Raw genomic sequence first — 24,823 nt, 5'->3', positions numbered from 1 at the left:
GCCTAAAATTTCTGCAGAATTATCCCCCTATAATATGAAAGCCTGAATCAACATGAAGAACTTCTCCAGTGATTCCACGAGCCATTTCACTAACTAAGAATAAGGTTGCGTCGCCAACTTCATCTTGATCGACATTTCGACGTAATGGAGCTTTTTCTACAATAACATTTGCTTTTTCATTAAAGTTAGAGACACCTTTTGCAGAAAGTGTGCGAATTGGTCCAGCAGATACTGCGTTAACGCGAATGCCGTATTTACCCATGTCTTCAGCTAGGTAGCGTACACTTGCTTCTAGAGATGCTTTTGCAACCCCCATCACATTATATCCAGGAATAACACGCTCCGACCCAAGGTATGTTTGGGTTACGATTCCTCCACCTTCTGTCATTAATTCTTTAGCGGCTTTTGTAACAGCGACTAAAGAGTACGCGCTGATTTCTTGCGCAAGTAAGAATCCATCTCTTGACGTATTTGCATATTCACCTTGTAATTCATCTCGATTTGCGAATGCAACAGAATGGACAACACCATGAACAACGCCTACTTTTTCACCGATTTCATTGAAAGCTTGTTGGATGCTTTCATCGTTAGCTACATCACAAGAAACAATAAATTTAGCTTCTATTTCATGTTTGTCTAATAGTTTCACTAGTTTTTGATAAGAACGTTCTTGTCTATTTGTAAATATTAGATTAGCGCCAGCATTGTGTAGTGATTTCGTAATGCCCCAGGCGATGCTTCGTTCATTTGCAACACCCATAACTACGATATTTTTACCTTCTAATAGTTTCGTCATAGTTTACCTCCAAATGATTCGTTATGAATTTATTATAACTTATTAGTACCTGGTAATGAAACCAAAACATAAAAAGGTGTTTTTGAGGATGTTAAGAAAGGCTGAAAAGTGTGATTATTCCAGTAATGAAGCGGTTTGAAACTAAAATAAAAAAATCCTGAAAAAATTTCAATTTACTCTTTACAAAAGGGGGGATACTCGATATAATAAAATTCGTCAGTTTGCGAGACATACTTCAAAAAGCGTGTCGAAAAGCATCATGGCCCGTTGGTCAAGCGGTTAAGACACCGCCCTTTCACGGCGGTAACACGGGTTCGAATCCCGTACGGGTCACCAATAATATGGAGGATTAGCTCAGCTGGGAGAGCACCTGCCTTACAAGCAGGGGGTCGCAGGTTCGATCCCTGCATCCTCCACCATCGATTTTTATAAAATGAATGATACGTATTCTTGCAACATAAAGAGAATTTTGATAGTATTCCTTTTGCATTGTATTTTTCATTTATGCCGGCCTAGCTCAACTGGTAGAGCAACGAGCGAAACTTCTCCCGAGTTAACGTCGAGTAACCCCGAAGCACAAACCGCTTCGAGTAAGCTTTTAGATGCAGGGGTCATTACTTAAATCGATTAACTATGTGCTGCAACACTGAGTGATCTTGCAACACGACAAGCATTTCATTTGGTTAGATTAAAAATTAATCTAATACTAAAATCTTATAATGCCGGCCTAGCTCAACTGGTAGAGCAACTGACTTGTAATCAGTAGGTTGGGGGTTCAAGTCCTCTGGCCGGCACCATTTAAATTTAAGTGTATAATCTTTATCTTATGGTTAACAATATCTACGGAGGGGTAGCGAAGTGGCTAAACGCGGCGGACTGTAAATCCGCTCCCTCGGGTTCGGCAGTTCGAATCTGCCCCCCTCCACCATTTTTGTTGTTGGGCCATAGCCAAGCGGTAAGGCATCGGGTTTTGATCCCGTGTACCCCAGGTTCGAATCCTGGTGGCCCAGCCATACTTAAATTAAGGGCTTTTTTTTATGCCTTTTTTATAAACTATATATTAATGAAAGATTCATTTAATACGAGCCATTAGCTCAGTCGGTAGAGCATCTGACTTTTAATCAGAGGGTCGAAGGTTCGAATCCTTCATGGCTCATCACTAGGAACAAACAGGAACGATTAGTCGGACCTGTTTGTTTTTGCATATAGAGAAAAGCAGTATGAAAATGCTTTACAGAAGATAAGGAAATAATTGAAAGTTCATTACTTAACACATCTAGGAACTTCTAAATGAAAAGTCATTATATTTCATGTTATAATTTACATAGTTTAATTTGGGAAACGATCCATTAAAATATTTAGTTCAACTGAACTTCAACAGATTAAAGGATGAGCGGGGAATGAAATCTTCTAGAATTCCAGGTTTTTATAATATGTCCGTAGACGAAAGACGTAAGTTATTAAAGGATAATTATGATTTAACAGATGAGCAAATGCGTAACTTGTCAAATAATCCTTCATTATCTTTAGACAAAGCTAACAACATGATAGAGAATGTTGTTGGAACGTATGAACTCCCTTTAGGTATGGGATTGAACTTTGTAATAAACGGGAAAGAGTATACCGTACCTATGGCGATTGAAGAAGCTTCTGTTGTAGCATCCGCTAGTCATATAGCAAAAATTGTTAGAAGTGCTGGTGGATTTGAAGCGAAGTCTAGGGAAAGATTAATGATAGGACAGATACAAGTAGTAGGATGTTCTGATTTTAAAGACGCGAAGCAAGCGCTACTTAACCAAAAAGATACTTTGCTAAGCGCAGCTAATGACGCCTATCCAAGTATTGTTAAGCGCGGCGGTGGGACAAGAGACCTCGATGTTCGTATCTTAAATGAAGGTGCAAATTCAACATACTCTCAAATGCTTGTTATGCATATATATGTCGATACTTGTGATGCAATGGGGGCGAACATGATCAACACAATGGTGGAAGCCATTGCTCCTATTGTTGAAGAAATAACTGGCGGTAAGGTTTATCTTCGAATTTTGTCGAATTATGCTGATCGAAGCTTGGCAAGTGCGAGATGTGTTATTCCTCCTTATCTTTTAACGACTGGTGATTTTACTGGTGAAGAAGTTAGAGACGGTGTTATACACGCCTACGAATTTGCAGCCTCTGATCCATATCGAGCTGTGACACATAACAAAGGTATCATGAATGGCATTGACCCAATCGTGATAGCTACAGGGAATGATTGGCGTGCTGTTGAAGCTGGTGCTCATGCATATGCAGCAAAGGACGGCCAATATGGTTCGATGACTACATGGTCTGAAGATGAAGCGGGCAATTTAGTTGGCGAAATAGAACTACCAATGTCCGTTGGAATTGTAGGAGGAGCTACCAGGGTACATCCATTAGCTGAGCTTTCTCTTTCTATAATGAATATTGAATCTGCAGCTGAACTTGCGGAAGTTATTGTTTCTGTTGGATTAGCGCAGAATCTCGGTGCTTTGAAAGCTTTAGCAACCGACGGAATACAAAAAGGGCATATGGCTCTTCATTCCCGTTCTGTTGCGATTGCTGGAGGGGCTTCAGGGGAGATGATTGATGTGATAGCAAAGAAATTAATAGATCAAAAAGAAATCCGTGTCGGTAAAGCTAAAGAATTGGTGGAACAGTATAAACAATGAGTTTAGAAAAAGTAACAGCCTCAGAGAAAACAGCTATTGGTGTAGCTCATAGTAAACTTATTTTAATCGGAGAGCACGCAGTTGTACACGGACAACCAGCGATTGCAATTCCATTTCCTTTAATAGGTGTCGAAACCATTATTGAGTACGTCCCTGGCACGGTAAAAGTGGACAGCTCTTTTTATCATGGGCCATTACATCATGCTCCTGATTATCTTCAAGGTATTGCTAATTGTGTTGATGAGACACTTGCATATCTTGAAATTCCTAATGAGGACTTGCTGATTCGTATTAATTCCTCGATTCCACCTGGTAAAGGTCTAGGTTCCAGTGCATCTGTAGCGATATCTGTGATACGTTCCTTATTTGATTATGCAGAGCGTTCGCACACAACAGAGGAACTTTTGCGTCTAGCTAATGTAGCAGAAACGTATGCTCATGGTGACCCGAGCGGATTAGATACGCTTACGATTACCTCTAATTTACCGGTATGGTTTGAAAAAGATAATCCAGTCGATTATATCGAGCTTGGAGAAGACCTGCATTTTATAGTCGCTGACTCTGGTCGAGTTGGAGATACAAGAACCTCGGTTGAATCTGTTGCTCAGCTTTTAAAAATGGCTCCAAAACGAATACATGCGAAAATAGAACGTATCGGAGAATTAACACATTATGCAAAAGAAGCATTAGAAAAAGCGAGTAAGCAATTTCTGGGACAATTGCTGAATGAAGCGCAAAAAGAACTCGAAGCTCTTGGTGTTAGTGATGCTGGATTAAATAAATTAATTCACCTTGCACGGGAAGAAGGAGCTTTAGGTGCCAAGCTAACTGGTGGCGGAAATGGTGGTTGTATAATTGCATTAGCACAAAATGAAGTGCATTCGAAACAATTAGCGGAGAAACTTCGTAAGTTTGGTGCTAATTCGGTTTGGCCATTCGTGTTGAAGAAGCAAAGTAAGTCTTAACGAGAAGATTGAAGGAGTAATTCAATGAAAGCAACAGCAAAGGCGCATACAAATATCGCATTGATAAAATATTGGGGAAAGCGAAATGAACCAATTATATTACCAACAAATAGTAACCTATCTCTTACGTTAGATGGGTTTTCTACTGTAACTACAGTTCATTTTCAAGAAGAATTAAGTTCAGATGAATTTATTTTAAATGATAAATTGATAGAAGATGAAGCAAGTAAACGTGTGACAGGGTTCTTAAATAAAGTCAGAGCGATGGCAGGCAAAGATATGTATGCTAGAATTCATTCTTTAAACCATGTTCCGACTGCAGCGGGATTTGCATCTTCTGCTTCAGGTTTTGCTGCTTTAGCTGCAGCTAGCACGAAAGCAATCGGCTTAGAATTAAATGATACGGAACTATCTATATTAACGAGACAAGGCTCTGGTTCAGCATGTCGTTCTATCTATGGTGGTTTTGTCGAATGGCAAATGGGAGAGGAAGAAGATGGGTCTGATTCTTATGCAGTACCTATTGCTTCAAAAGATCATTGGGACATTCGTGTTGCTGCTGTCGTTCTTTCAGCGACGGAGAAGAAAGTATCCAGTCGAGATGGAATGAGAAGAACCGTGGAAACTTCTCCTTTTTATGATGGATGGTTACAACAAACGCCAAAAGATTTGGAAGAGATAAAAACAGCTATTCATGATAAAGACTTTGAAAAGACGGGGAGTATTGCAGAAGCGAATTGTATGAGAATGCATGCAACTACATTAGGCGCAAACCCTCCTTTTACGTATTGGCAAGACACGACGATGCGTGTTATGCAAACTGTACAACAGATGAGAGAAGAAGGAATCCCTGCTTACTTTACCATTGATGCTGGACCGAATGTGAAAGTGTTGTACTTACCAGAAGATGAACGGAAAGTGAAACAAAAACTTGAGCAGATTGCCGGTGTAGAGGATGTAATCGTTAGTAAGCCAGGAAAAGGAATAAGCTATTTGTAGGGGTTGGACAAGTTGAGTAAGAGACAATTGACCGTTAAAGTGCCAGGAAAACTAATGATTGCTGGAGAGTTTGCTGTGTTAGAACCTTATCAAAAACTTGCAGTAATGGCAGTCAATCGATACGTTTATGCGACCATAGCTGACTCGGAAAATTATAAACTATCTCTTGAAAACTATGGATTACATGATATTGCTTGGACTTACCAAACAGGTACTGTAAATATACAATCGGATGATGAACGATTTTCTTTTGTGAAGGATGCTATCCACCTTACGTGTACGTATTTAGAAGAACAAAACACAACAATTACTCCTTTTCATTTGTCAACTCGAAGTGAATTAGATGATGCTTCTGGTGTGAAATATGGTCTGGGATCGAGTGCGGCAATTGTAACATCTGTTGTTTCAGCAATCCTACGATTTGTAGCTCCACGTTACGCAACGAAGGAGATTATTTTTCGTTTAGCTGCGTTGTCACATGTTTGCACACAAGGTAATGGATCTGGTGCAGATATTGCAGCTTCCACATATGGCGGTTTTCGTCAATATAGTTCTTTTCAAGCAGATTGGTTATTGAATACATATCAAAATGCTTCAACTATTTCAGAAGTTGTAGATATGGAGTGGAAGTATTATCAATCTGAAAATATTCGAGTACCTGATTTTTTAAATGTTTGTGTAGGTTGGACAGGTACTGCTGCTTCAACGAAGAACCTGGTTCAACAAATACGCTTATTAAAAGAGAATGATTTAGATGCATATGAACATTTTCTGCAAAGTAGTAAACAGGCAGTGCGGCTATTTTTAGAAGGAATGAATAGAGAGAATCTTGACATGTTGATAAATGGTGTAAGAAAGAATCGACAAGCATTAGCGCGTGTAGGTGAAAAAGCTAATACACCAATTGAAACATCGATGCTGACAAAATTATGTGATGTTGCTGAACAGTTAGGCGGTGCTGGAAAGCCATCAGGTGCTGGTGGTGGAGATTGTGGTATTGCATTTATGTACTCTAAAGATCAAGTAGAGAATCTTTTTCATTCCTGGAAAGAAGTTGGAATCAAGCCCTTAACATTACAGCCTTCATTAGAAGGTGAACATGTTGTTATCAATGAATAATAAAACTCATAAAAAAGACATTCCGACAATTTATGTGGATGTCTTTTTACCCTTTTATTATCTCTTTATTATAATTCTTTTTCATAATCATTCATTAGTTGGTCTAGCTTCATGCTTGTTGTTATTACAGTATCTGAGGTAAGATCGTATTTCCCATATAGATCAAGCATCTCTCTCCTACATTGCTCGATTTCCTCAAATAATGTGTGTTTATCCACAAAATTACCCTCCTTTTTAGTATAATACTTACTATATACCCTTTTTTTTAAATTCATAAACAGTTTGTTGAGTTTTTTTATAAAAAAATGAAACCTAATGCAGGTGGAATTCGTACAATGAGTACCGCATGGATAGCGGAGGTAGTCAAATGGATCAATTTATCATAGAAAAGATTAAACAAGTAAAAAAAGGAGATCAATCCGCATTTGCTGAAGTGGTTTCCTTTTACCAAAACAAAATATTTCAGCATTGTTATCGTATGCTCGGTAACAAACATGAAGCGGAGGACATAGCGCAGGAGGCTTTTATTAGAGCGTATATAAATATAGATTCGTTTGATGAAAAACGTAAATTTTCAACCTGGTTGTATCGTATTGCAACGAATCTAACGATTGACCGTATACGAAAGAGAAAGCCAGATTACTATTTAGATGCCGAGGTTAAGGGAACAGAAGGATTAGATATGTATTCCCAATTGGCAAGCACAGAACGCCTTCCAGGTGAAGAAGTAGAGAGTAGAGAGCTACAACGATATATACAACACGAGATATCACAATTACCAGCAAAATATCGGAGTATTATTATGCTTCGTTATTTAGAGGAATTCTCTTTACAAGAAATAAGTGAAATACTCGACGTCCCTTTGGGGACAGTGAAAACGAGAATTCATCGGGGAAGGGAAGCCCTAAGAAAGAGGCTTCGACATGTGTAAAGGAGCGTGTTCGACGTGAGTTGCAATAAGGATTATTTAAATTTAATGCATATATATTTAGATGGAGATATCTCAAGAGAAGATGAGTCGAGACTGCGTAGGCATCTTGAAGATTGTGAATCCTGTCAAAAACATTTTCATGAATTAAATCGTACGATAACGTTAATGTGTAGTGCTGAACGAGTAGAAGCACCAGAAGGGTTTACCGAAAATGTAATGGAGAATCTACCATCAGAGAAGAAGACAGTAAAGTATCGACGCTGGTTCAAACTTCATCCAATGTGGACAGCGGCTGCTATTTTTCTTGTTTTGATGGCTGGAGGTATGATTTCTACTTGGACGCAATCTACTGACCAGCTTGTTGTCTCTGCTCAAAATGAATTGATTGTTGAAGGAGATACAGTGATTGTGCCAGCTGGCGTTACTGTTCCGGGAGACGTATTGGTGAAAAATGGTGATTTATTGTTATTAGGAACAGTTGATGGTGATGTTACTATTTTTAATGGAAAAATTCTTGATAATGATGCAGAAATGAATGGAGAAGGGTTAATGGCCTCAGTTGGAGGGGTAAATGGTGAGTTAGAGACAATTGATCGACTGTTTGAGTGGATTTGGTATAATATTAAAAACTTCTTCAAAGGCGTATTCTCTTTTTAATTATATAATTAGAGTAAATAGTATCTGAGTATCAATATGGTATTTGGATACTATTTATTTGATTATGTATATTGAAGTTTAAATCTTTAATAGGATAGTTTGTGTGAAATCCGAATGTTGTATTGTTAGATTTTCATTGCAGTCGGTCGCTTTTTAGAGGCATCAGCATTAAACTTTTGAGGAAAAGAAATAAAACTTGGGGATTGTTAGGTCGACTCTTATGTAAATAAAATATTAGATAAATCTATTACTACCCCCATTAATAAAAAAGCAAGCTCGAAATCACTTACGCAAGGGTCTAAATCATCTGTTTTATGTTATAATTATTAACGTTCGATACATGAAATTTGTAAATAAGGAAAAGAATGTAAAGTAGGCTTTTTTGACATAGATAAATTAAACTGGCAAAGGATGTGTGGGCATGCTTGATGGGGGATTTGACATATTAAATCTGTTACGTATTGGCGTAGATATAGCTCTCGTCTGGTATGTATTATATAAATTAATAATGCTAATCAGAGGCACAAAAGCAATTCAATTATTGAAAGGGATTGCCGTAGTGATTATTGTATGGGGAGTAAGTATACTTCTTAATCTCCAAACAATCCAGTTTTTCACAAATCAAATTATTAGTTGGGGACTTATCGTAATTATAATACTTTTCCAGCCAGAATTAAGGCGAGCGCTCGAGCAACTTGGCAGAGGAAATTTATTTGTTCGAAGTGCTAAGTCACAAGAAGAAATAATTCAAAATGATATAAATGCCATTTTACAATCCTGTAACTATATGGCAAAACGAAGAATAGGGGCGCTTATATCGATCGAGAAAGAAACTGGAATTGGTGATTATGCTGAGACAGGAATCCCTATAAATGGTAAGCTTTCTCATCAATTACTTACAAATATTTTTACTCCAAATACGCCATTACATGACGGAGCAGTAATTATAAAAGAAGGAGAAATTTCCGCCGCGGCTTGCTACTTGCCATTATCGGAAAGCCCTTTTATTTCAAAGGAGCTAGGAACAAGACACCGTGCAGCAATGGGGATTAGTGAAGTAACCGATGCATTAACGATTGTTGTTTCAGAGGAAACAGGGGCAATTTCGTTCACGAAGAACGGGGAGCTACATCGAGAAGTTGATCAAGAAAAGTTAGGAGATATGTTGGCTACACATATGTCGATAGCTCCTAAATCCTCTGAGAAGAAATCGTGGAAACGGAGGACCGATAAAGATGGATAATTGGTTTCGTAGTAAATGGTTTGTCCGCTTGTTTTCATTAGCTTTTGCGATATTCTTATACGCATTTGTAAATGTTTCTGATAATAATGATCCAGGAAATACAGATTCAACATACTCTGGTCTTGGGGAACAATCGGAATTATTAAGTGATGTGCCGGTAGAAATCGAAATTGACCGAGAACAGTATGTAGTTAGTGGTGTTCCTGAGAGTGTTCAAGTTAGTTTGCAAGGTACTTCCGGCAGCGTTACGCCGTTAGTTCTTCAGCGTAACTTTGAGGTGTTTGTAGACCTTGAAGGATTAGGGGAAGGAACCCATGTTGTTGAACTAGAGCATACCATTAATAAAAATGATGTGAAAGTGTATATTGAACCGAAAACGATTGAGGTCACGATAGAAGAACGAGCCTCAGAAGAATTTACGGTAGTTGCAGATTTTATTAATGAAGATAAAATGGCGAATGGTTTTGAAATGACCGATGCGAGGATAGAACCTTCTACTGTTACAATTACGAGTTCTCGAAGTGTGATTGATGCGATTGGTACTGTCAAAGTTTATGTTAATCTCGAAGGTGTGGATGGTTCCATTAATAGTCGAGAGCTTCCGGTAAATGTATATGATTTACAAGGAAACGAGCTTGATGTCCGTCTAGATCCAGAGAATGTTCAAGTCTCCGTAGATGTTAATAATCCGAGTAAGTCGGTACCATTATCTGTTGCGACAACTGGAGAATTACCAGAAGGATATTCATTAAATTCAATTTCTGCTAATGTAGAAGAAGTCGAAATTTATTCAACAAGTAATCGTCTAGAAGAAATTTCTGAAATAACTACGGAAGAAGTCGACTTATCAGAAATAAACGAATCCGGTACCATAGAAGTACCATTACAATTACCAGAAGGAGTTTATGCTCCAGAGATGGAAATGGTGGAAGTAACTGTCGATGTTGAAACGTCGAGAGTATTTGAAAATATACCGATAGAGGATGAAGGTCTCAGCAGTGGATTGGCTTTTAATTTCCTCGATCCTTCCTCAGGGGAATTAAATATAACTACATCTGGTGATGCGGCAATTATAAATGAGTTATCAATAGAGGATTTTCGGGCATTTATTGAATTGACAGATCTAAATCCAGGTGCACATCAATTGCCTATAACGATTGAGGCTCCTAATGATGGAATTAATGTCTCCACTGAAGTTGAAGAGGTAAGTGTAGAGATTAGTGGCCCTGAACAAGCTAATCAATCTGAACAACCTGAGCAAGACGAAGAACAAGCTCAAGATCAAGCTCAAGCTCAAGATCAAGACTAACTAATGTATGTATTGGTAACTAAAGGAGAGGTATTTAATGGGTAAATTTTTTGGAACAGATGGCGTGAGAGGAGTAGCAAACGAAGGTCTCACACCTGAACTTGCATTCAAGCTTGGACGTTTTGGTGGATACGTACTTACCAAAAATAGTGAAAGACCCCGTATATTAATTGGACGAGACACACGTGTTTCTGGACATATGCTAGAAGGCGCTCTTTTAGCTGGTCTGTTATCCATTGGTGCGGAGGTAATGCGATTAGGAGTTATTTCTACTCCAGGTGTTGCGTATTTGACGAAGGCAACTAGTGCTCAAGCGGGTGTAATGATTTCTGCTTCTCATAATCCAGTAGAAGATAATGGGATTAAATTCTTTGGTCCAGATGGCTTTAAATTAACAGACGCACAAGAAAATGAAATTGAGTCGCTAATGGAAGGTGAGGACAATTTACCTCGACCTACAGGAGCAGATATCGGGGTTGTCAATGATTACTTTGAAGGTGGTCAGAAGTATTTATCTTATCTGAAAGATACGATTGATAATGACTTCGAGGGAATTCATATTGCGATTGATTGTGCTCATGGAGCAACGTCTAGTCTGGCAACGCATCTTTTTGCTGACCTAGAAGCAGATATTTACTCGATTGGTTCATCTCCAGATGGATTAAATATAAATGATGGTTATGGATCTACGCATCCAGAGAAACTACAAGAATTCGTTTTAGAAAAAAATGCAGATATTGGTCTTGCTTTTGATGGAGATGGAGATCGTCTTATCGCAGTTGATGAAAAGGGTAATTTAGTTGATGGCGATAAAATTATGTATATCTGTGCTAAGTATATGCATGAGATAGGGATGCTACGTAAGGATACAGTTGTATCTACAGTAATGAGTAACCTTGGTTTTTACAAAGCATTAGAAAATGTCGGTCTAAATAGTAATAAAACTTCTGTCGGTGACAGATACGTAATGGAAGAAATGCGCCAAAACGGATATAACTTGGGCGGTGAACAATCTGGTCATATAATTTTCCTAGACTATATTACTACTGGCGACGGTATGTTATCGGCCATTCAGCTTGTCAATGTGATGCGCGAAACAGGAAAGCCTTTATCCGAACTTGCTGACGAAATGGTTGTTTTCCCTCAAGTATTAAAGAATGTTCGTGTAATGGATAAAAATCAAGCCTTAAGTAGCTCGGTTTTATTAGATGAAGTAGACGCAGTAGAAAAAGAACTTGGTGAAGATGGTCGCGTGTTAGTAAGACCTTCTGGTACAGAACCATTAGTAAGAGTAATGGTTGAAGCCAAAACAAAAGAAGAATGTGAACAATATGCTGACCGTATTGTTTCGGTAATTGAACAGCACTTAGGAGCATAGAGGAAAAAGACAGCGGAATGGTTCGCTGTCTTTTTGTATGCGAAAAAGTCTCCTACTGTAGACGGAGTAGAAAAGCACCTTTAGACTGTTACGAAGAACACCCTTCGTGATAAAATTAGAAGTATAAAAATAATCAGATAAAAAAGGGGTGTCGTGAGATGATTGAATTTCCAAAACCAACGGTAGAACAGTTTTTTCGCACATATACCATTAGCCATTTTAATGTAAGTAAAGACGAAAATAAGTTAGTCTTTGGAACAAACATAAACGGAACAATGAATTTATGGGCAATGGATTTAAAGGAAGGGAGTAAATTCCCTTATCAGTTCGCACAAAAAGGAGAGTCTTCTAATTTTACAGCTTTTGACCCAGAGAGCAGATTTGTTTTAACAGATTTTGATAGTGATGGTGATGAAAATTATCAAATTTATGCACTTCCCTATGAAGGTGGGATTCCAAAGCCATTGATTACAGGAAAGCCGGACGATAAATATTTGTTTAATCACCTAAGTGAAGATGGAAAACGCATTTATTATAATACATCTGTGGAGAATCCGTCTTTTTTTAATACACGTGTGAAAGATTTAGAAAATGATTCAGATACATTGATTTATGAAGGCGAGAAAGGCTTAACTAATTTAGTTGCTGTTTCAGAGAATGAAGAGGCATTTGTCTATATTCGTATGTTTGCGAATACGTATAACAATGTGTTTGTTCAAATAGGAGAGGAAACGGTATTTTTAACTCCAGATCCAGAAAAAGTTCATGTTTCCTTCGATCCGGTATTTACTGATGATCATACGGTGTATTTTCTTACGGACTACGATAGTAATTATCAATATGTAGCTAAATTTGATTTGAAATCGAAGAAGTTTGAAAAAGTATTGGCGTTAGAAGAAGAATCCTTAAGTACATTGAAATACCATAAAGAATCGAAAAAATTGTATATTGTTTCTGAAAAAGGTGTTGTAGATAAGTTATACCATTATGGCTTGGATGATAGGCAATTAGTTGAAATAAACACGCCTTTTGATATCGTGGAGCAATTGAAAGTAATGAAATCCGGTAATGTGTATGTCTTAGGGCGTACAGCAACACTGCCGTTGAATATCTTTGTCTCAAGTAATGGAGAAGAATGGGAGCAACTTACAACGAATCGAGTGCTTGGGATGGATGAAGCGGAATTAGTAGATCCTGAAGTAATTACTTATTCTTCATTTGATGGAATGGAAATAGAAGCATTATTTTTTAAAGCGAAATCAGAAAATGCTAATGGTTACACAGTATTTTGGCCACATGGTGGACCTCAAGCATCTGAACGTAAATTTTTCCGTGCGATGTTCCAAAGTATTCTCTACCGCGGATATAACATCTTCGCACCAAACTTCCGTGGAAGCACGGGATATGGTTCAGAGTTTGTAAAAATGGTAGAACGAGATTGGGGCTATGGACCACGATTAGACAATGTAGAAGGTATCAAATGGCTATTCGATCAAGGTATTAGTGATCCGGATCATCTATTCTTAGTAGGTGGTAGTTATGGCGGTTACATGGCTTTACTTTTACATGGTAGACATCCAGAATATTTTAAAGCAGTTATTGATATCTTTGGACCAAGTAACTTATTCTCATTTGTAGAATCTGTACCAGAGGAATGGAAACCGATTATGGACCGATGGGTAGGAGACCCTGAGCGTGATAAAGAACGATTTATTCGAGATTCTCCAGATACGTATTTAGATACAATGACGAAACCAATGTTAGTAATTCAAGGTGCGAAAGACCCGCGTGTGGTCAAAGCGGAATCTGATCAAATCGTAGAGAAGTTGAAAGCCAAAGGTAGAGATGTAGAATATTATGTATTAGAAGATGAAGGGCATGGATTTTCGAAAAAGGAAAATGAAATAAAAGTGTACACCTGGATGCTCGACTTTCTCGATAAGCATCAAGGATAAAATTAGAAGAATAAGTTGTAGCTAGAAATGTGAGATGTTTTATGACTTGTACTACAGTAATCGTGGAATAGCTCACATTTTAATAGCTGCAACTTTTAATTTATACAATGGTATATACTTAGAGTCGTTTGAAGCGGAACGATGTGGCTGTATGATGTTAATTAGAAGTGTATTGTTAATGAGGAAATTCTAAAACCCAAAAAGTCGAAGAAACGTGGACTTTTTGGTTAATAGAGCGCTTCTAAAACCCAAAATGACCTTTGAAATCAAACAAAATAGGTAATAGAACATTTTTTTAAAAGCTAAATTGATGAATACTTGATTCTTCATCCTATCTATTCACAAAAAATATCTTGAATCCAGATATCCTCATTACTTCCTTTTGGGAGATTTCTTCATTTAAACCATTTCAAGATACGTGTCGTAACCTTTCCGACATAAATTCATAAACTGGTTGCAGGAAAACAAGAAAATAGTTGACCAATTTTCTATCTTTCCGTTAGAATATAGAGAGTTCTTGTTTTTCCTAAGTAATGAAAGTCCGAAAGCAAGGACAACTAGTACAGGAAAGGAGCTTATAGAGCGTAATTTTAGGAATTATAATCACAAGCGCCAGGACTATTCTTCGGACGGATAGGAAGGATAGTTGACGAGGTGGAGGTTATCGAATTTTCGGCGGGTGCCTCCCGGCTGTCATCACAGTCGAAGCTTTATCTTTAAAACAGTAGGGTGACCTATTGCACAAAAGGATAAAGAAAGATGTCTTATCAAATATTAAAATATACGGGAAAGGGGCGGCAAGAGGCCCCTTCGCTTGAAGAGGATGTTCATAGAAGGATCTTAAAAAATCCCTCCTTTTTGAACACTCGCTTAAAGTCGGTCTTTTTGTCTGCCCCTTTAATTCAAGGAGGACATCGACATGTGCGGAATCGTCGGTTATATTGGACAAAATGATACAAAAGAAATTTTACTAACAGGATTAGAAAAGCTAGAATATCGCGGATATGACTCTGCAGGAATTGCAACGCTAAATGATAATGGCGTTCATGTAACAAAAGTAAAAGGTCGTATTGCCACATTGCGTGAGGATGTAGATGTGACAGTAGACTCTACAATGGGAATCGGGCATACACGTTGGGCAACACATGGCGTACCAAGCGTAATGAACGCTCATCCACATCAAAGTGCTTCTGAAAGATTTACTATTGTTCATAACGGTGTTATTGAAAATTATATCGATATTAAAAATGAGTACCTTACAGATGTATCTTTTGTAAGTGAAACAGATACAGAAGTAATCGTACAGCTAATCGAAAAACTTCATGAAAAACATCAAGATACAAAGAAAGCTTTTAGCGAAGCTATGAGCCTGCTTAAAGGTTCTTACGCAATTGGATTAATTGATGCGGAAGATAATGAGACGCTATACGTTTCTAAAAACAAAAGCCCATTATTGGTTGGTTTAGGAGAAGGGTTCAACCTTGTAGCAAGTGATGCAATGGCTACATTAAAAGAAACAGACCAATACTTGGAGATTTTTGATAAAGAAATCGTACTTGTAAGCCGCAACTATGTAGAAGTACAAACACTTGATGGCCAAGTGGTAGAGCGTAAGCCTTTTACTGCTGAAATAGATGCAAGTGATACAGAAAAAGGAACTTACCCCCACTTTATGCTGAAAGAAATCGATGAGCAACCAATTGTAATGCGTAAAATCATCCAAGAGTATCAAGATGACAACGGTCAGTTGAAACTTGATCAAGATATTCGTACAGCTATGAAAGATGCAGATCGAATTTATATCATTGCAGCAGGAACAAGTTACCATGCTGGATTAGTTGGTAAAGAATTTATTGAAAAACTAGCGAATATTCCTGTAGAAGTTCATGTAGCAAGTGAATTCTCATATAACATGCCGTTACTATCTGAAAAACCATTATTTGTATTTATTTCACAAAGTGGAGAAACAGCAGATAGTCGTGCCGTATTAGTAAAAATCAAGGAATTAGGACACCCAGCACTCACACTAACAAATGTGCCAGGTTCTACCCTTTCTCGTGAAGCAAATTATACTATGCATTTACATGCAGGACCTGAAATTGCTGTTGCTTCAACAAAAGCATATACAGCGCAAATCGCAGTACTCGCTATATTAGCAGTAGATACAGCAAGAGTGAAAGGTCTTGAATTAGATTTTGACCCACTTCAAGAGCTTGCAATCGTTGCAAATGCGATGGAAGTATTAACCGATCAAAAAGAAGAATTAGAACAATTAGCAAGAGATTATTTCGGAACAACACGCAATGCTTTCTTTATCGGACGTAGCACAGACTACCATGTGGCTCAAGAAGCGGCATTAAAGCTAAAAGAGATCTCTTATATCCAAGCAGAAGGTTTTGCTGGAGGGGAATTAAAACATGGTACGATCGCGCTAATTGAAGAAGGAACACCAGTTATTGCGTTAACGACACAAGAAAATGTAAATTATTCTATTCGCGGAAACGTGCAAGAAGTGGTTGCCCGTGGAGCAAACGCAATGGTCGTAAGCATGAAAGGCTTAGAGCAAGATGAGGATGCATTTGTAATCCCGCACGTGCATGAGCTACTAACACCATTAGCAAGTGTTATCCCAATGCAATTACTTGCATACTACGCTGCACTTCACCGTGACTGTGACGTTGATAAGCCAAGAAACTTGGCGAAATCGGTGACAGTTGAGTAATTGAGGTTTTATTTGTCAAATTGTTATCGCCCTGCTAAAATCCATTTGCCTATGCTAAAAAGTCGGTATCCACTGTTAAATAGTTGGTATATTAGAGGGAAGAGTGTGGAGGAAAAAAGAGCAGGCGAATATGTACTCAATCATTTTTCAATCGTAAAATTAATTATATTTCAGGCTGGATCCAATACGGGTCCAGTCTTTTTCTTTGCTCAATACCTCCTCAATCCCTTGTCCAATAAGGATTTCAATCGCTCTTCCAATACCTAAATCCGTAGGAATTCCAATCTCTATTTAGTTTGTTTCCTAAATGTAACACCATCCTACAATTGCTACATTTCCTTTCTTTTCTCTTCATTCTTCTCTCTGTTCGGTACGAACTCTTTAACATTGTCCGAATATTCGATACAAGCCAGAACTTAAAAAAGAGGGCGAAAATGGGGTTTTTGGGGAAGAACTTAATAACATAATAGAGGGAAGATAAAATCGAGAAAAGAGGGTGGAAGCCTTGGGGGATAAGGGTTGAAGGGGTGTTTGGAAAAATCCAACTATTTAACAGGGAGATATTGTTGTCTAGTCACAAAAAAGTGAGTAACTAACAATAAAAGATAGAGACTAACTAAAAAAGTTAGAAACTTCTTTTGGATGAATAAAAGTAGCTGTATTGGTAATAATTAAAATACTCCTTGTAGAATTATCATTACTATATTTCTACAAGGAGTAATAAAACTAGTTAGTGTATCCAGCACTAATTATCTATTAGCTTAAGAAGGATGTTTGTTATAAATTTGAGCTTTAGTTAAAAAAACTAAACTCTCTTTTTAATGGACTTTTTTTATTAGGTTTTTAAGATAATTAGTGTTTTTTAATACAAATTTTTAGGAGGATTAGAATGGCGAAAAGAAACAAGGGGACAACGAAGAAAAAAATAGAAAAGTGGACTTTGGAAGGTAGAGGGCAAGGCGAAATTCTATAGTTTATTTCAAGAAATTGCCGTTTCGTAAGCCTTCATATAAATTTAAAAAAATGTATGGCTTGTCATGAGTTATTACTACGCAGTACAACCATACTTGTAATAACATAAACATCTAGAAGACGATCACTTTTTGGTTGGTCGTTAGAGTGATACTGTGCAACAAGTCTTTACTTTATTTAATAGATAAGAAAAAATAAAAATTTGGCGGTATATTGTCCTTGGACAGCAACAGCCACATCCATCTCCAGCGCCCAGAAACTAGGCAGCTTCGTGCATCGCCCTACGATAAGTCATCATCGGTTGTAAATAAAGGAATCATCCCCCCTAATGTAAGGGCATGATTCCTTTATCTCAGTTGATTCGCTCCACTCGCTACGTGTGCCCTGAGGATTAGGGTCATGCCGACGTTGCCTTAGGACGAGGAGAACTTAGTCGGCGTTCCCTATAACGGGCTCCTCGAGCTTTTGTTCTAAAGCTTAAAAGAGACCACTTCTACAAAAAGTGGTCTTTTCCTGTAAGTAAATTAATGGTTAGACTTGTAATTTCTGAACGTCTGTCCTCGCCATAAAATGAAAATAGCAATAATTAATCCCACAATAGAAAAGGATAAAATGATTAATTGAATATCAAATCCTCTAGAAACGAGTAAAGTTACACTTGCATAGGCGAGCGGGTCAAACCCGTTCATGGCTAAAAAGACGATACTCATGACTCTTCCCATAATGCGGGGATCAGTATCTTCTTGTGCTGAAGCGAAAAATGGAATGGAAACAAATGTCATGGTAAATCCAATTAAGAATGCTAATGCTGTCAATATATACAAATTAGGAATTTGACTAAAAGCTATAGCTACTATTAATGTTGCAATTAAGCCTGCAATCGATGTTAATCCCCTACGGCGTATTTTGATCAAACCGATTATTGCTGTACTTACTAGCATCCCAGTTCCTAAAGCAGCATCAATGTAACTAAGATTAATGGGGGTTCCTCCATACGTTTCCACTAAAATGGGGATTGCAATGGATATCGCTCCGAAGGCAAAAAAGTTTAACGTTATTAGAATTAGGATGCCTGTAATTAAAAATCTACTTGCTTTTATATAGGAAATCCCCTCTACGAAATCTTTAAATGGTGTTTGTTTTATTGTATGGACTACAGGACTTTCTTTTATGAAAGGTGGGAACATAAAAAAGGCGGACAATAGAACAATAATAGCTGAGACTAAATAACCTGCTGCTACGCCACCGATTTCCATGACACTCCCAGAGATAATAGGTCCAATAACAAAGCCAATCTGACCCAATCCTTGAATAATAGCATTTGCTTGTTTTATTTGGTTTTTCTGAACTATTTTCGGAATTAATGATGTTCCGGCTGGTCCAGAAAATGCATCTAATGTTCCAAAAATGGAGCCCAAAAAGATCAGATACAGAAATGTTAATTGATTTGCATTGTGCAATAAAAATATGATTATTAGCAGAATTCCTTGGATTGAACTCGTACTGAACATAATAGTCGTTTTCTTGAATTTATCAGCAAGAACTCCTCCAAATGCCATCATGAGAATCCGTGGTACAGTAATGGCAATAAGAATAATACCCAATGAACTTGCAGAATTTAAATCAGAGATGACAAACCAAGTTGTTGTCATAAAAAACATACTAAATCCTATTAGCGCAAAAAAGCTACCGATAAACAGAAATATAAAAGTGCGATTCCGAAATAATGATTGTTGTTCCATATATAACATTCCTCTCAAACTTATTATAGAACCAATCATAAATTGTGACGTAATGTCGTAAGCAAGCACTTTTTTTTAAAAAAAACAGCCTATTTTTAATAGATAAGTCAGCATAAAAAAATGGTGGTATATTGTCCTTGGACAGCAACAGCCACGTCCAGCTCCAGCGCCCAGAAACTAGGCGACTTCACGCTACGATAAGTCATCATCGGTTCGTAACCTCACCGTGATTTCTTTATCTCAGTTGATTCGTTCCACACGCTACGTCTCTAAACGAGCGCCCTGTGCTTTTGTTCAATTCGTTAATTTATAGTAGTGAAATGCGTGTATTGATTGTGACGTTACGTAACAGTTTATAATTTAGTTAGGTGGTGTTTACATGGAAATGACAATTGGTCAGTTTGCGAAATTAGTAGGCTCAACGGTAAGAACACTTAGATACTACGATAAAATTGAATTACTAACCCCAAAAAAGGTAAATAAAAATGGAAGAAAAGTATATACACGATTAGATTGGGAGCTTTTTCAACAAATCATGATTTTAAAGCATTTTGGTTTATCATTAAGTGAAATAAAAGACCAGATGATTAACCAGAAATTTAAAAATCGAGAGTTGTTGAAAGTGCAGAAGCAGTTAATTAAACAGAAGCAAGCGGAATTACATGATAAGTTAGAAGTAATAACGAGAATGGAAAGACTGTACAACATTGAAGGTATTTCTGAGGAAGAATTGAATGAATTTGCTTTTATTATGCTTGATTTATTTAGGAGGGAAAAAACACAAATTCAAATATGGGAAGAATATTTTAGACACGACAAGGAAATCTTGGAAGTAATACAGTTGCTTCAAGATCCTGAATACCAGGAAAAAATGGATAGGAAAACATGGTATTTAATTCAAGCGATTAGAAATGCTATTTATTATGATGATTCTACGAGTAGAAAAAAAGTACACGATATTTTAAACGAAATGCATATCTTTTTCCCTGCGAGTAGGAAATTTTTAGATCTTGTAGATGATGATAACTTTTTAGCTAAGTACAATCATGCGTTTACTAATTATTTTCCTGAAAACATAGCTAGATATATTTATAAAGAACTGAAAACATATTATGATGAGAACGATAATAATGAGTAGCATAAGACAGTTGACTGAAAAGCAAAAGATTCTTAAAAGCCCTTGTTCCATATACTAGAGCTTACCTTTTATTAGATATGATGAATGATGTTTATAAGTTTCAAAAAATCTGTTCCAGATAATCGTTCCTTATCAACGTTAATTGTACCCTCATCGGGATCAGTTCATAAATGCGAAATTCATATTCAAGGATTATTAACAAATTTGGTTTTTAATAGTGGAAGTTGGAGTAATTCATTCTTAAAAAATCAGGTACATAATAAGATCAGACATTATCATGAGACCGTGAAGAATTGGGCTCAAAGGATAATATACTATCTATAGTTGTTGGTTAAAATGAATATTGACCTAAGAAGTTAACTTGTTCCCATCCCAAAGGAGATATTTGAGATACGATGATAGTTGTGTTTTGTGGAAAAGTGAATAGGTTTAAATAGAAATCAGCCTGTATCAAAGGTTATTTTTAATCTAAGATACAGGCTTTCGATTATGTGTTTTAATAGAGTACTTGTTAACGGTTATACACTAAATTAATTTACCATTGTAGGTTCTACAATATCTTTTCTTCGATAAACGTTCAGAATAAGGCCTAGTAGTGCAGAGTAAACTAGCAACATACTTCCTCCATAACTAATAAACGGCAGGGGTACTACTATGATTGGGACTATTCCAAGACCCATTAGAATGTTCCAACAAGCGGGAACAATAAATAATGCAGTGCCTCCGATTGCTAATAATCTGCCGAATAAATCCTTTGTTTTAAAAGCATTTAATGAAATCCGCAAAATAAATACAAAGAGGAGTAGACAAAGGATAATTCCGAATGTCCAGCCAAGAGAATAGACGAGAAATGGGAATACAAAATCTGTATGTGCTTCAGGGAGCTTTAGATCATTGTAAAGTCCCTTGCCGAACCAACCAGCCTCTGAAAGGATATCTTTCGATGGTATGAGTGTATTAGAGAGATAGCTATTAGGGAAAATAAGGATCATCGTACTAATGAAAATGATACCTATAAGCAAATTACCCACGGCTACTTTAATAGCAAATTGTTTATGAACATAAGAAAAAACATACATCGCTAATACGCAAAAAAGGTATATAATACTAAACATAAATTGTGGGACCATGATGTAGAGAAGGACTGGAGTCCAAAACAGGAATAATAGCATTCCTTGTTTTTTCCACCCCTTAAACTCATTGATTTTGGCAAAAATGCTGGCCCACGCTAAGAAAAATAAAAATAAGGATATAGCTGGACCATCAATCGTAATACCCCCGAAAGAAATCCATCTTTTTGCTCCGTTAAGCTCAATGCCAACTAAAAAAGTTGTGAAAAATAGGATTAAGCCACCTCCATAAAAATACATCCACAAATTTTTCAGTTTCCTGTAATCAAAGAATAGAAATCCTATGAGAGCAAGAATAGCAAGAACGAGCCAGACTACTTGTTTTTTCATAAAAGAAATGCTAGGTACTGAAAAACCACCAATCAGTGGAAGAAAACTAATGCCTACAAGAATGACAAATAAAACAATAAGGAGCCAATCCATTCTCGGTTTATGAAGATGATTCATGTTTTTACCAACGGTAGAGGGATCTCCCATTTCCTGCATTGCCTTTTTATCCGCATCCTTTATAGATAATCCTCTCTCTTGAAAGGATTGGCTTAGCTGTTCCATATGATCATTAAGCTCCTTTTTGATCATACTGTGAGCTTCCTTTGATTTTACTTTAGAGATAACTTTACTTAAATATTCCTCAAATTTAGAAGAACTCATAAAGAAGCCTCCTCAATTAAATATTTAAGTGATGAGCGTTGTTTAGAACTTCTATGTTCCCAATCAGCTACATATTTTTTTCCTTTCGTAGTTAGGGAATAGTATTTCCTGTTTTCAATCCATTTTGAAGTAATGATTTTCTTATTTTCAAGTAGATGTAAAAGGATATAAAGCTGGCCTTCATTGCTTTTGAAGCTAAGCTCATTTTTTCGAAATAGTTGGGTGGAAATATCGTACCCATGCTTTGATCCATCTTGCAGTGATTCTAATATATTTTTAAGGGTTTCTACTTTCCAATAGTGAAGTTCTAGGTGAGATTGTTTCCTACGGATCGTTTCTTTCACCGCATTTTTTCTCTCCTCGGAAAAAGAAAGACCTGCAAAATCTTTTTTTATAGAATTCTTTAAGTTATAGAATGGATCGCCCATGGTTAAACCTCCTTTTTCATCTTGTTCTTTAATAATTCTCTGGCATGTTTTAATCTAGTTTTTAATGTATTACTATTTATACCCGTAATCTTGCTGATATTTGCTAAAGAAAGCTCCTCGTAGTAATGTAAAAAAACAACTTCCCTGTATTTTACTGGTAAATCCATAACAGCACTCGTTAAACTGTTTGCTATGTTTTTTGAGATTATTTCCTCTTCAACATGTTTTGACTTGGATGGGATATAGTCCCAAATTTTATCGCTAAATTTTATTTTGCGATAATGCCAACTACGCAAGTAATCCTTACAATGATTAATGGCAATTCGATAAAGCCACGTTTTTATTGATGACTTATTATTAAACTGACCTAATTTTTCATAGCACTTAATAAATATCTCTTGCGTTAAATCCTCAGCTATCGTTCGATTCTTTACATATGAAAAAACAAGATGCAGTACATCATCGCTGTAGTTATCCATTAATTGGCCGATAATTTGTTCAGTATTTTCTATGCTATTAACATTTATTGCTATTTCTTCATCACCCATCTAAGTTTCACCTCTTTCTCCATTTTAGACGAAGCAAGCATCATTTTGGTTTGGAAAAGTTTAAGGGAAAGTAAAGGAAATAATTATGTTTATATTGGAATTGAAATTTTAAAGATAATGTTTTCTATATAAGGAACTACAGCTAAATCATCGTAGGTGTTATGTCTTTCATATTATTATTAGTTCCATTCTTTTTTCAGTAAAGTAACTAAAGTATCCCTATCATTAGGAGTTTTTTTCTAATTACAATTATTGTAACCTTTTTCGGGAATTTCCTATACCAATCATGGGATACGGAACTCACCAGGTATCGGTTATTTAATTGCTATCACTCTGGTTAATAAAATGAATAGATGGGATGTTTTAAATACTCTTTAATAAAACTTGAAATCATTTATAAACAGCTAGTCAGAAAACGCTTAAAATAAGATGAACAGCAGCTATTCAGGAGAAAAAATATTTTTAACAGATGAAAATGGGTTGAAGATAGAAATTGAAGTAGTAAAAAGAGAAGAGAAGCTAAGCAATTTCACTCAACTCCGAATCAATGCTCCAAGACATATTAATATCGTCAGAGGAGAAATCATGGATAGTCACTCTGAATAAGAGTTTCTATATATATAGTGAGGAAAAAGGATGTTCCTTACTTAAAAAAACACACGGAGGTAGATAATTATGATTATCAATCACAACATTTCAGCTCTTAATGCGCACCGTCAATTAGGAGCAAACCAAAGCGGAGTTCAAGGATCTTTAGAAAAGCTTTCTTCTGGACTTCAAATCAACAAAGCTGGAGATGACGCTGCAGGTTTAGCAATCTCTGAAAAAATGCGTGGACAAATTCGTGGTCTAGAAATGGCTACTAAAAACGCTCAAGATGGTATTTCATTAATCCAAACTGCTGAAGGAGCATTGAATGAAACTCATTCTATCCTTCAACGTATGCGAGAACTATCTGTACAAAGTTCAAGTGATACTAACACTAAAGAAGACCGTGCAGAACTTCAAAAAGAAGTAGATCAATTAGCAGAAGAAATCACTCGTATTTCATCTGATACTGAATTTAACACTCAGACTCTATTAGATGGTGATTTCTCAGCTACATTCCAAATTGGAGCTAACTCAGGACAAAACATTAGCATTTCAGTTGGCAAGATGTCTTCAGATGCTCTTAAAGTAGGCACACAATTTACATCTACTAATAATGGAACTGATCCCGCAACAATTTCTGATGGGACAACTACTGCTACATGGGAAGCTGCAATAAATGTTGGGGATACATTAGATAACGGCGATACAGCAACTGAAGATGATGTACAAGCTGCTGGTTACTATGCTGCTGGAGAATTAGTTTTAGCTGCTGATGAAGCTACAGTGACAAAAGGTATTGATATCTCTTCTCGTGATGAAGCAGACAAAGCTATTACTACATACCACAAAAGTTACCGAT

General features: G+C 36.8%; 19 protein-coding genes, 6 tRNA genes and 1 pseudogene. 20 read left to right on the top strand and 6 right to left on the bottom strand.

Annotated elements, in window-relative coordinates:
- Positions 1–19 precede the first annotated feature (19 nt).
- On the bottom strand, positions 20–796 hold the full coding sequence (gene fabI, locus AQ616_RS16085; protein ID WP_017795254.1) for an enoyl-ACP reductase FabI: 777 nt from the start codon (positions 794–796) through the stop codon (positions 20–22).
- A 261-nt stretch (positions 797–1,057) separates the two neighbouring features.
- Between fabI and AQ616_RS16080 the strand changes: the two genes are divergently transcribed.
- The 10 genes from AQ616_RS16080 to AQ616_RS16035 all read left to right on the top strand — a co-directional run bounded on the left by AQ616_RS16080 (position 1,058) and on the right by AQ616_RS16035 (position 6,569).
- Positions 1,058–1,132, top strand: a tRNA-Glu gene (locus tag AQ616_RS16080).
- A 7-nt stretch (positions 1,133–1,139) separates the two neighbouring features.
- A tRNA-Val gene (locus AQ616_RS16075) sits at positions 1,140–1,215 on the top strand.
- Between the two features lie 302 nt (positions 1,216–1,517).
- Positions 1,518–1,593, top strand: a tRNA-Thr gene (locus AQ616_RS16070).
- A 47-nt stretch (positions 1,594–1,640) separates the two neighbouring features.
- Positions 1,641–1,724: transfer RNA gene (locus AQ616_RS16065), tRNA-Tyr, on the top strand.
- 10 nt (positions 1,725–1,734) lie between these two features.
- Positions 1,735–1,809 (top strand) — tRNA-Gln (locus AQ616_RS16060).
- 70 nt (positions 1,810–1,879) lie between these two features.
- A tRNA-Lys gene (locus AQ616_RS16055) sits at positions 1,880–1,952 on the top strand.
- A 244-nt stretch (positions 1,953–2,196) separates the two neighbouring features.
- The gene (locus AQ616_RS16050; protein ID WP_069686255.1) at positions 2,197–3,486 is read left to right on the top strand and encodes a hydroxymethylglutaryl-CoA reductase, degradative; all 1,290 of its coding nucleotides are present in this window, start codon (positions 2,197–2,199) and stop codon (positions 3,484–3,486) included.
- Positions 3,483–4,451, top strand: a complete 969-nt coding sequence (gene mvk / locus AQ616_RS16045; RefSeq protein ID WP_017795256.1) for a mevalonate kinase — start codon at positions 3,483–3,485, stop codon at positions 4,449–4,451. Before AQ616_RS16050 ends, mvk begins: the two co-directional genes overlap by 4 nt.
- Positions 4,452–4,475: 24 nt before the next feature.
- Positions 4,476–5,450, top strand: a complete 975-nt coding sequence (gene mvaD, locus AQ616_RS16040; RefSeq protein WP_017795257.1) for a diphosphomevalonate decarboxylase — start codon at positions 4,476–4,478, stop codon at positions 5,448–5,450.
- Positions 5,451–5,462: 12 nt separating this feature from the next.
- Entirely contained in the window at positions 5,463–6,569 is a 1,107-nt protein-coding gene (locus AQ616_RS16035) for a phosphomevalonate kinase (protein ID WP_069686254.1), read from the top strand.
- A gap of 68 nt (positions 6,570–6,637) precedes the next feature.
- On the opposite strand, the gene AQ616_RS19315 is transcribed toward AQ616_RS16035, so the two are convergent.
- On the bottom strand, positions 6,638–6,787 hold the full coding sequence (locus AQ616_RS19315) for an aspartyl-phosphate phosphatase Spo0E family protein (protein WP_077596806.1): 150 nt from the start codon (positions 6,785–6,787) through the stop codon (positions 6,638–6,640).
- 149 nt (positions 6,788–6,936) lie between these two features.
- Between AQ616_RS19315 and sigW the strand changes: the two genes are divergently transcribed.
- The 7 genes from sigW to glmS all read left to right on the top strand — a co-directional run bounded on the left by sigW (position 6,937) and on the right by glmS (position 16,764).
- Positions 6,937–7,500: an RNA polymerase sigma factor SigW gene (gene sigW / locus AQ616_RS16030; RefSeq protein WP_017795259.1), complete on the top strand. Its 564-nt coding sequence runs from the start codon at positions 6,937–6,939 to the stop codon at positions 7,498–7,500.
- 15 nt (positions 7,501–7,515) lie between these two features.
- Entirely contained in the window at positions 7,516–8,157 is a 642-nt protein-coding gene (gene rsiW, locus AQ616_RS16025) for an anti-sigma-W factor RsiW (protein WP_069686253.1), read from the top strand.
- A gap of 421 nt (positions 8,158–8,578) precedes the next feature.
- Positions 8,579–9,400, top strand: a complete 822-nt coding sequence (cdaA, locus tag AQ616_RS16020; RefSeq protein WP_017795260.1) for a diadenylate cyclase CdaA — start codon at positions 8,579–8,581, stop codon at positions 9,398–9,400.
- Positions 9,393–10,709 carry a CdaR family protein gene (locus AQ616_RS16015; protein ID WP_069686252.1) on the top strand — a complete coding sequence of 439 codons (1,317 nt, stop codon included), beginning with the start codon at positions 9,393–9,395 and terminating at the stop codon, positions 10,707–10,709. The genes cdaA and AQ616_RS16015 overlap by 8 nt, the downstream gene beginning before the upstream one ends.
- A 37-nt stretch (positions 10,710–10,746) precedes the next feature.
- Positions 10,747–12,087, top strand: a complete 1,341-nt coding sequence (gene glmM / locus AQ616_RS16010) for a phosphoglucosamine mutase (RefSeq protein ID WP_017795262.1) — start codon at positions 10,747–10,749, stop codon at positions 12,085–12,087.
- 158 nt (positions 12,088–12,245) lie between these two features.
- Positions 12,246–14,042, top strand: coding sequence for a S9 family peptidase (locus AQ616_RS16005; protein ID WP_069686251.1), 1,797 nt, complete (start codon positions 12,246–12,248; stop codon positions 14,040–14,042).
- Between the two features lie 919 nt (positions 14,043–14,961).
- Complete coding sequence (glmS, locus tag AQ616_RS16000; RefSeq protein ID WP_069686250.1) at positions 14,962–16,764, top strand: glutamine--fructose-6-phosphate transaminase (isomerizing); 1,803 nt, start codon at positions 14,962–14,964, stop codon at positions 16,762–16,764.
- A 1,496-nt stretch (positions 16,765–18,260) separates the two neighbouring features.
- On the opposite strand, the gene AQ616_RS15995 is transcribed toward glmS, so the two are convergent.
- The gene (locus AQ616_RS15995) at positions 18,261–19,478 is read right to left on the bottom strand and encodes an MFS transporter (protein ID WP_069686249.1); all 1,218 of its coding nucleotides are present in this window, start codon (positions 19,476–19,478) and stop codon (positions 18,261–18,263) included.
- Between the two features lie 379 nt (positions 19,479–19,857).
- On the opposite strand from AQ616_RS15995, the gene AQ616_RS15990 reads away from it, so the two are divergent.
- Positions 19,858–20,616, top strand: coding sequence for a MerR family transcriptional regulator (locus AQ616_RS15990; protein WP_069686248.1), 759 nt, complete (start codon positions 19,858–19,860; stop codon positions 20,614–20,616).
- Positions 20,617–21,146: 530 nt separating this feature from the next.
- On the opposite strand, the gene AQ616_RS15985 is transcribed toward AQ616_RS15990, so the two are convergent.
- From AQ616_RS15985 to AQ616_RS15975, 3 genes are read right to left on the bottom strand one after another with little or no spacing between them, the layout of a single operon-like run.
- Positions 21,147–22,397 (bottom strand): FtsW/RodA/SpoVE family cell cycle protein, encoded by a 1,251-nt coding sequence (locus tag AQ616_RS15985; RefSeq protein WP_069686247.1) that lies wholly within the window; start codon positions 22,395–22,397, stop codon positions 21,147–21,149.
- Positions 22,394–22,825 carry a PadR family transcriptional regulator gene (locus tag AQ616_RS15980; protein ID WP_069686246.1) on the bottom strand — a complete coding sequence of 144 codons (432 nt, stop codon included), beginning with the start codon at positions 22,823–22,825 and terminating at the stop codon, positions 22,394–22,396. The genes AQ616_RS15985 and AQ616_RS15980 overlap by 4 nt, the downstream gene beginning before the upstream one ends.
- A 2-nt stretch (positions 22,826–22,827) precedes the next feature.
- Positions 22,828–23,373: a sigma-70 family RNA polymerase sigma factor gene (locus AQ616_RS15975; RefSeq protein ID WP_069686245.1), complete on the bottom strand. Its 546-nt coding sequence runs from the start codon at positions 23,371–23,373 to the stop codon at positions 22,828–22,830.
- A 429-nt stretch (positions 23,374–23,802) separates the two neighbouring features.
- Between AQ616_RS15975 and AQ616_RS19310 the strand changes: the two genes are divergently transcribed.
- Together AQ616_RS19310 and AQ616_RS19800 are read left to right on the top strand one after the other, a co-directional pair.
- Positions 23,803–23,979, top strand: coding sequence for a carbon storage regulator (locus AQ616_RS19310; protein WP_084822496.1), 177 nt, complete (start codon positions 23,803–23,805; stop codon positions 23,977–23,979).
- Between the two features lie 69 nt (positions 23,980–24,048).
- A pseudogene (locus AQ616_RS19800) lies at positions 24,049–24,804 on the top strand (flagellin N-terminal helical domain-containing protein); the annotation flags it as partial.
- Between the last annotated feature and the right edge of the window lie 19 nt (positions 24,805–24,823).

Origin of the sequence: Oceanobacillus sp. E9, from assembly GCF_001741975.1 — a bacterium.
GTDB classification, from domain to species: domain Bacteria; phylum Bacillota; class Bacilli; order Bacillales; family Amphibacillaceae; genus Oceanobacillus; species Oceanobacillus kimchii.
The sequence above is the reverse complement of the archived record's forward strand: the minus strand, read 5'-3'. Positions and strand labels throughout refer to the sequence as shown.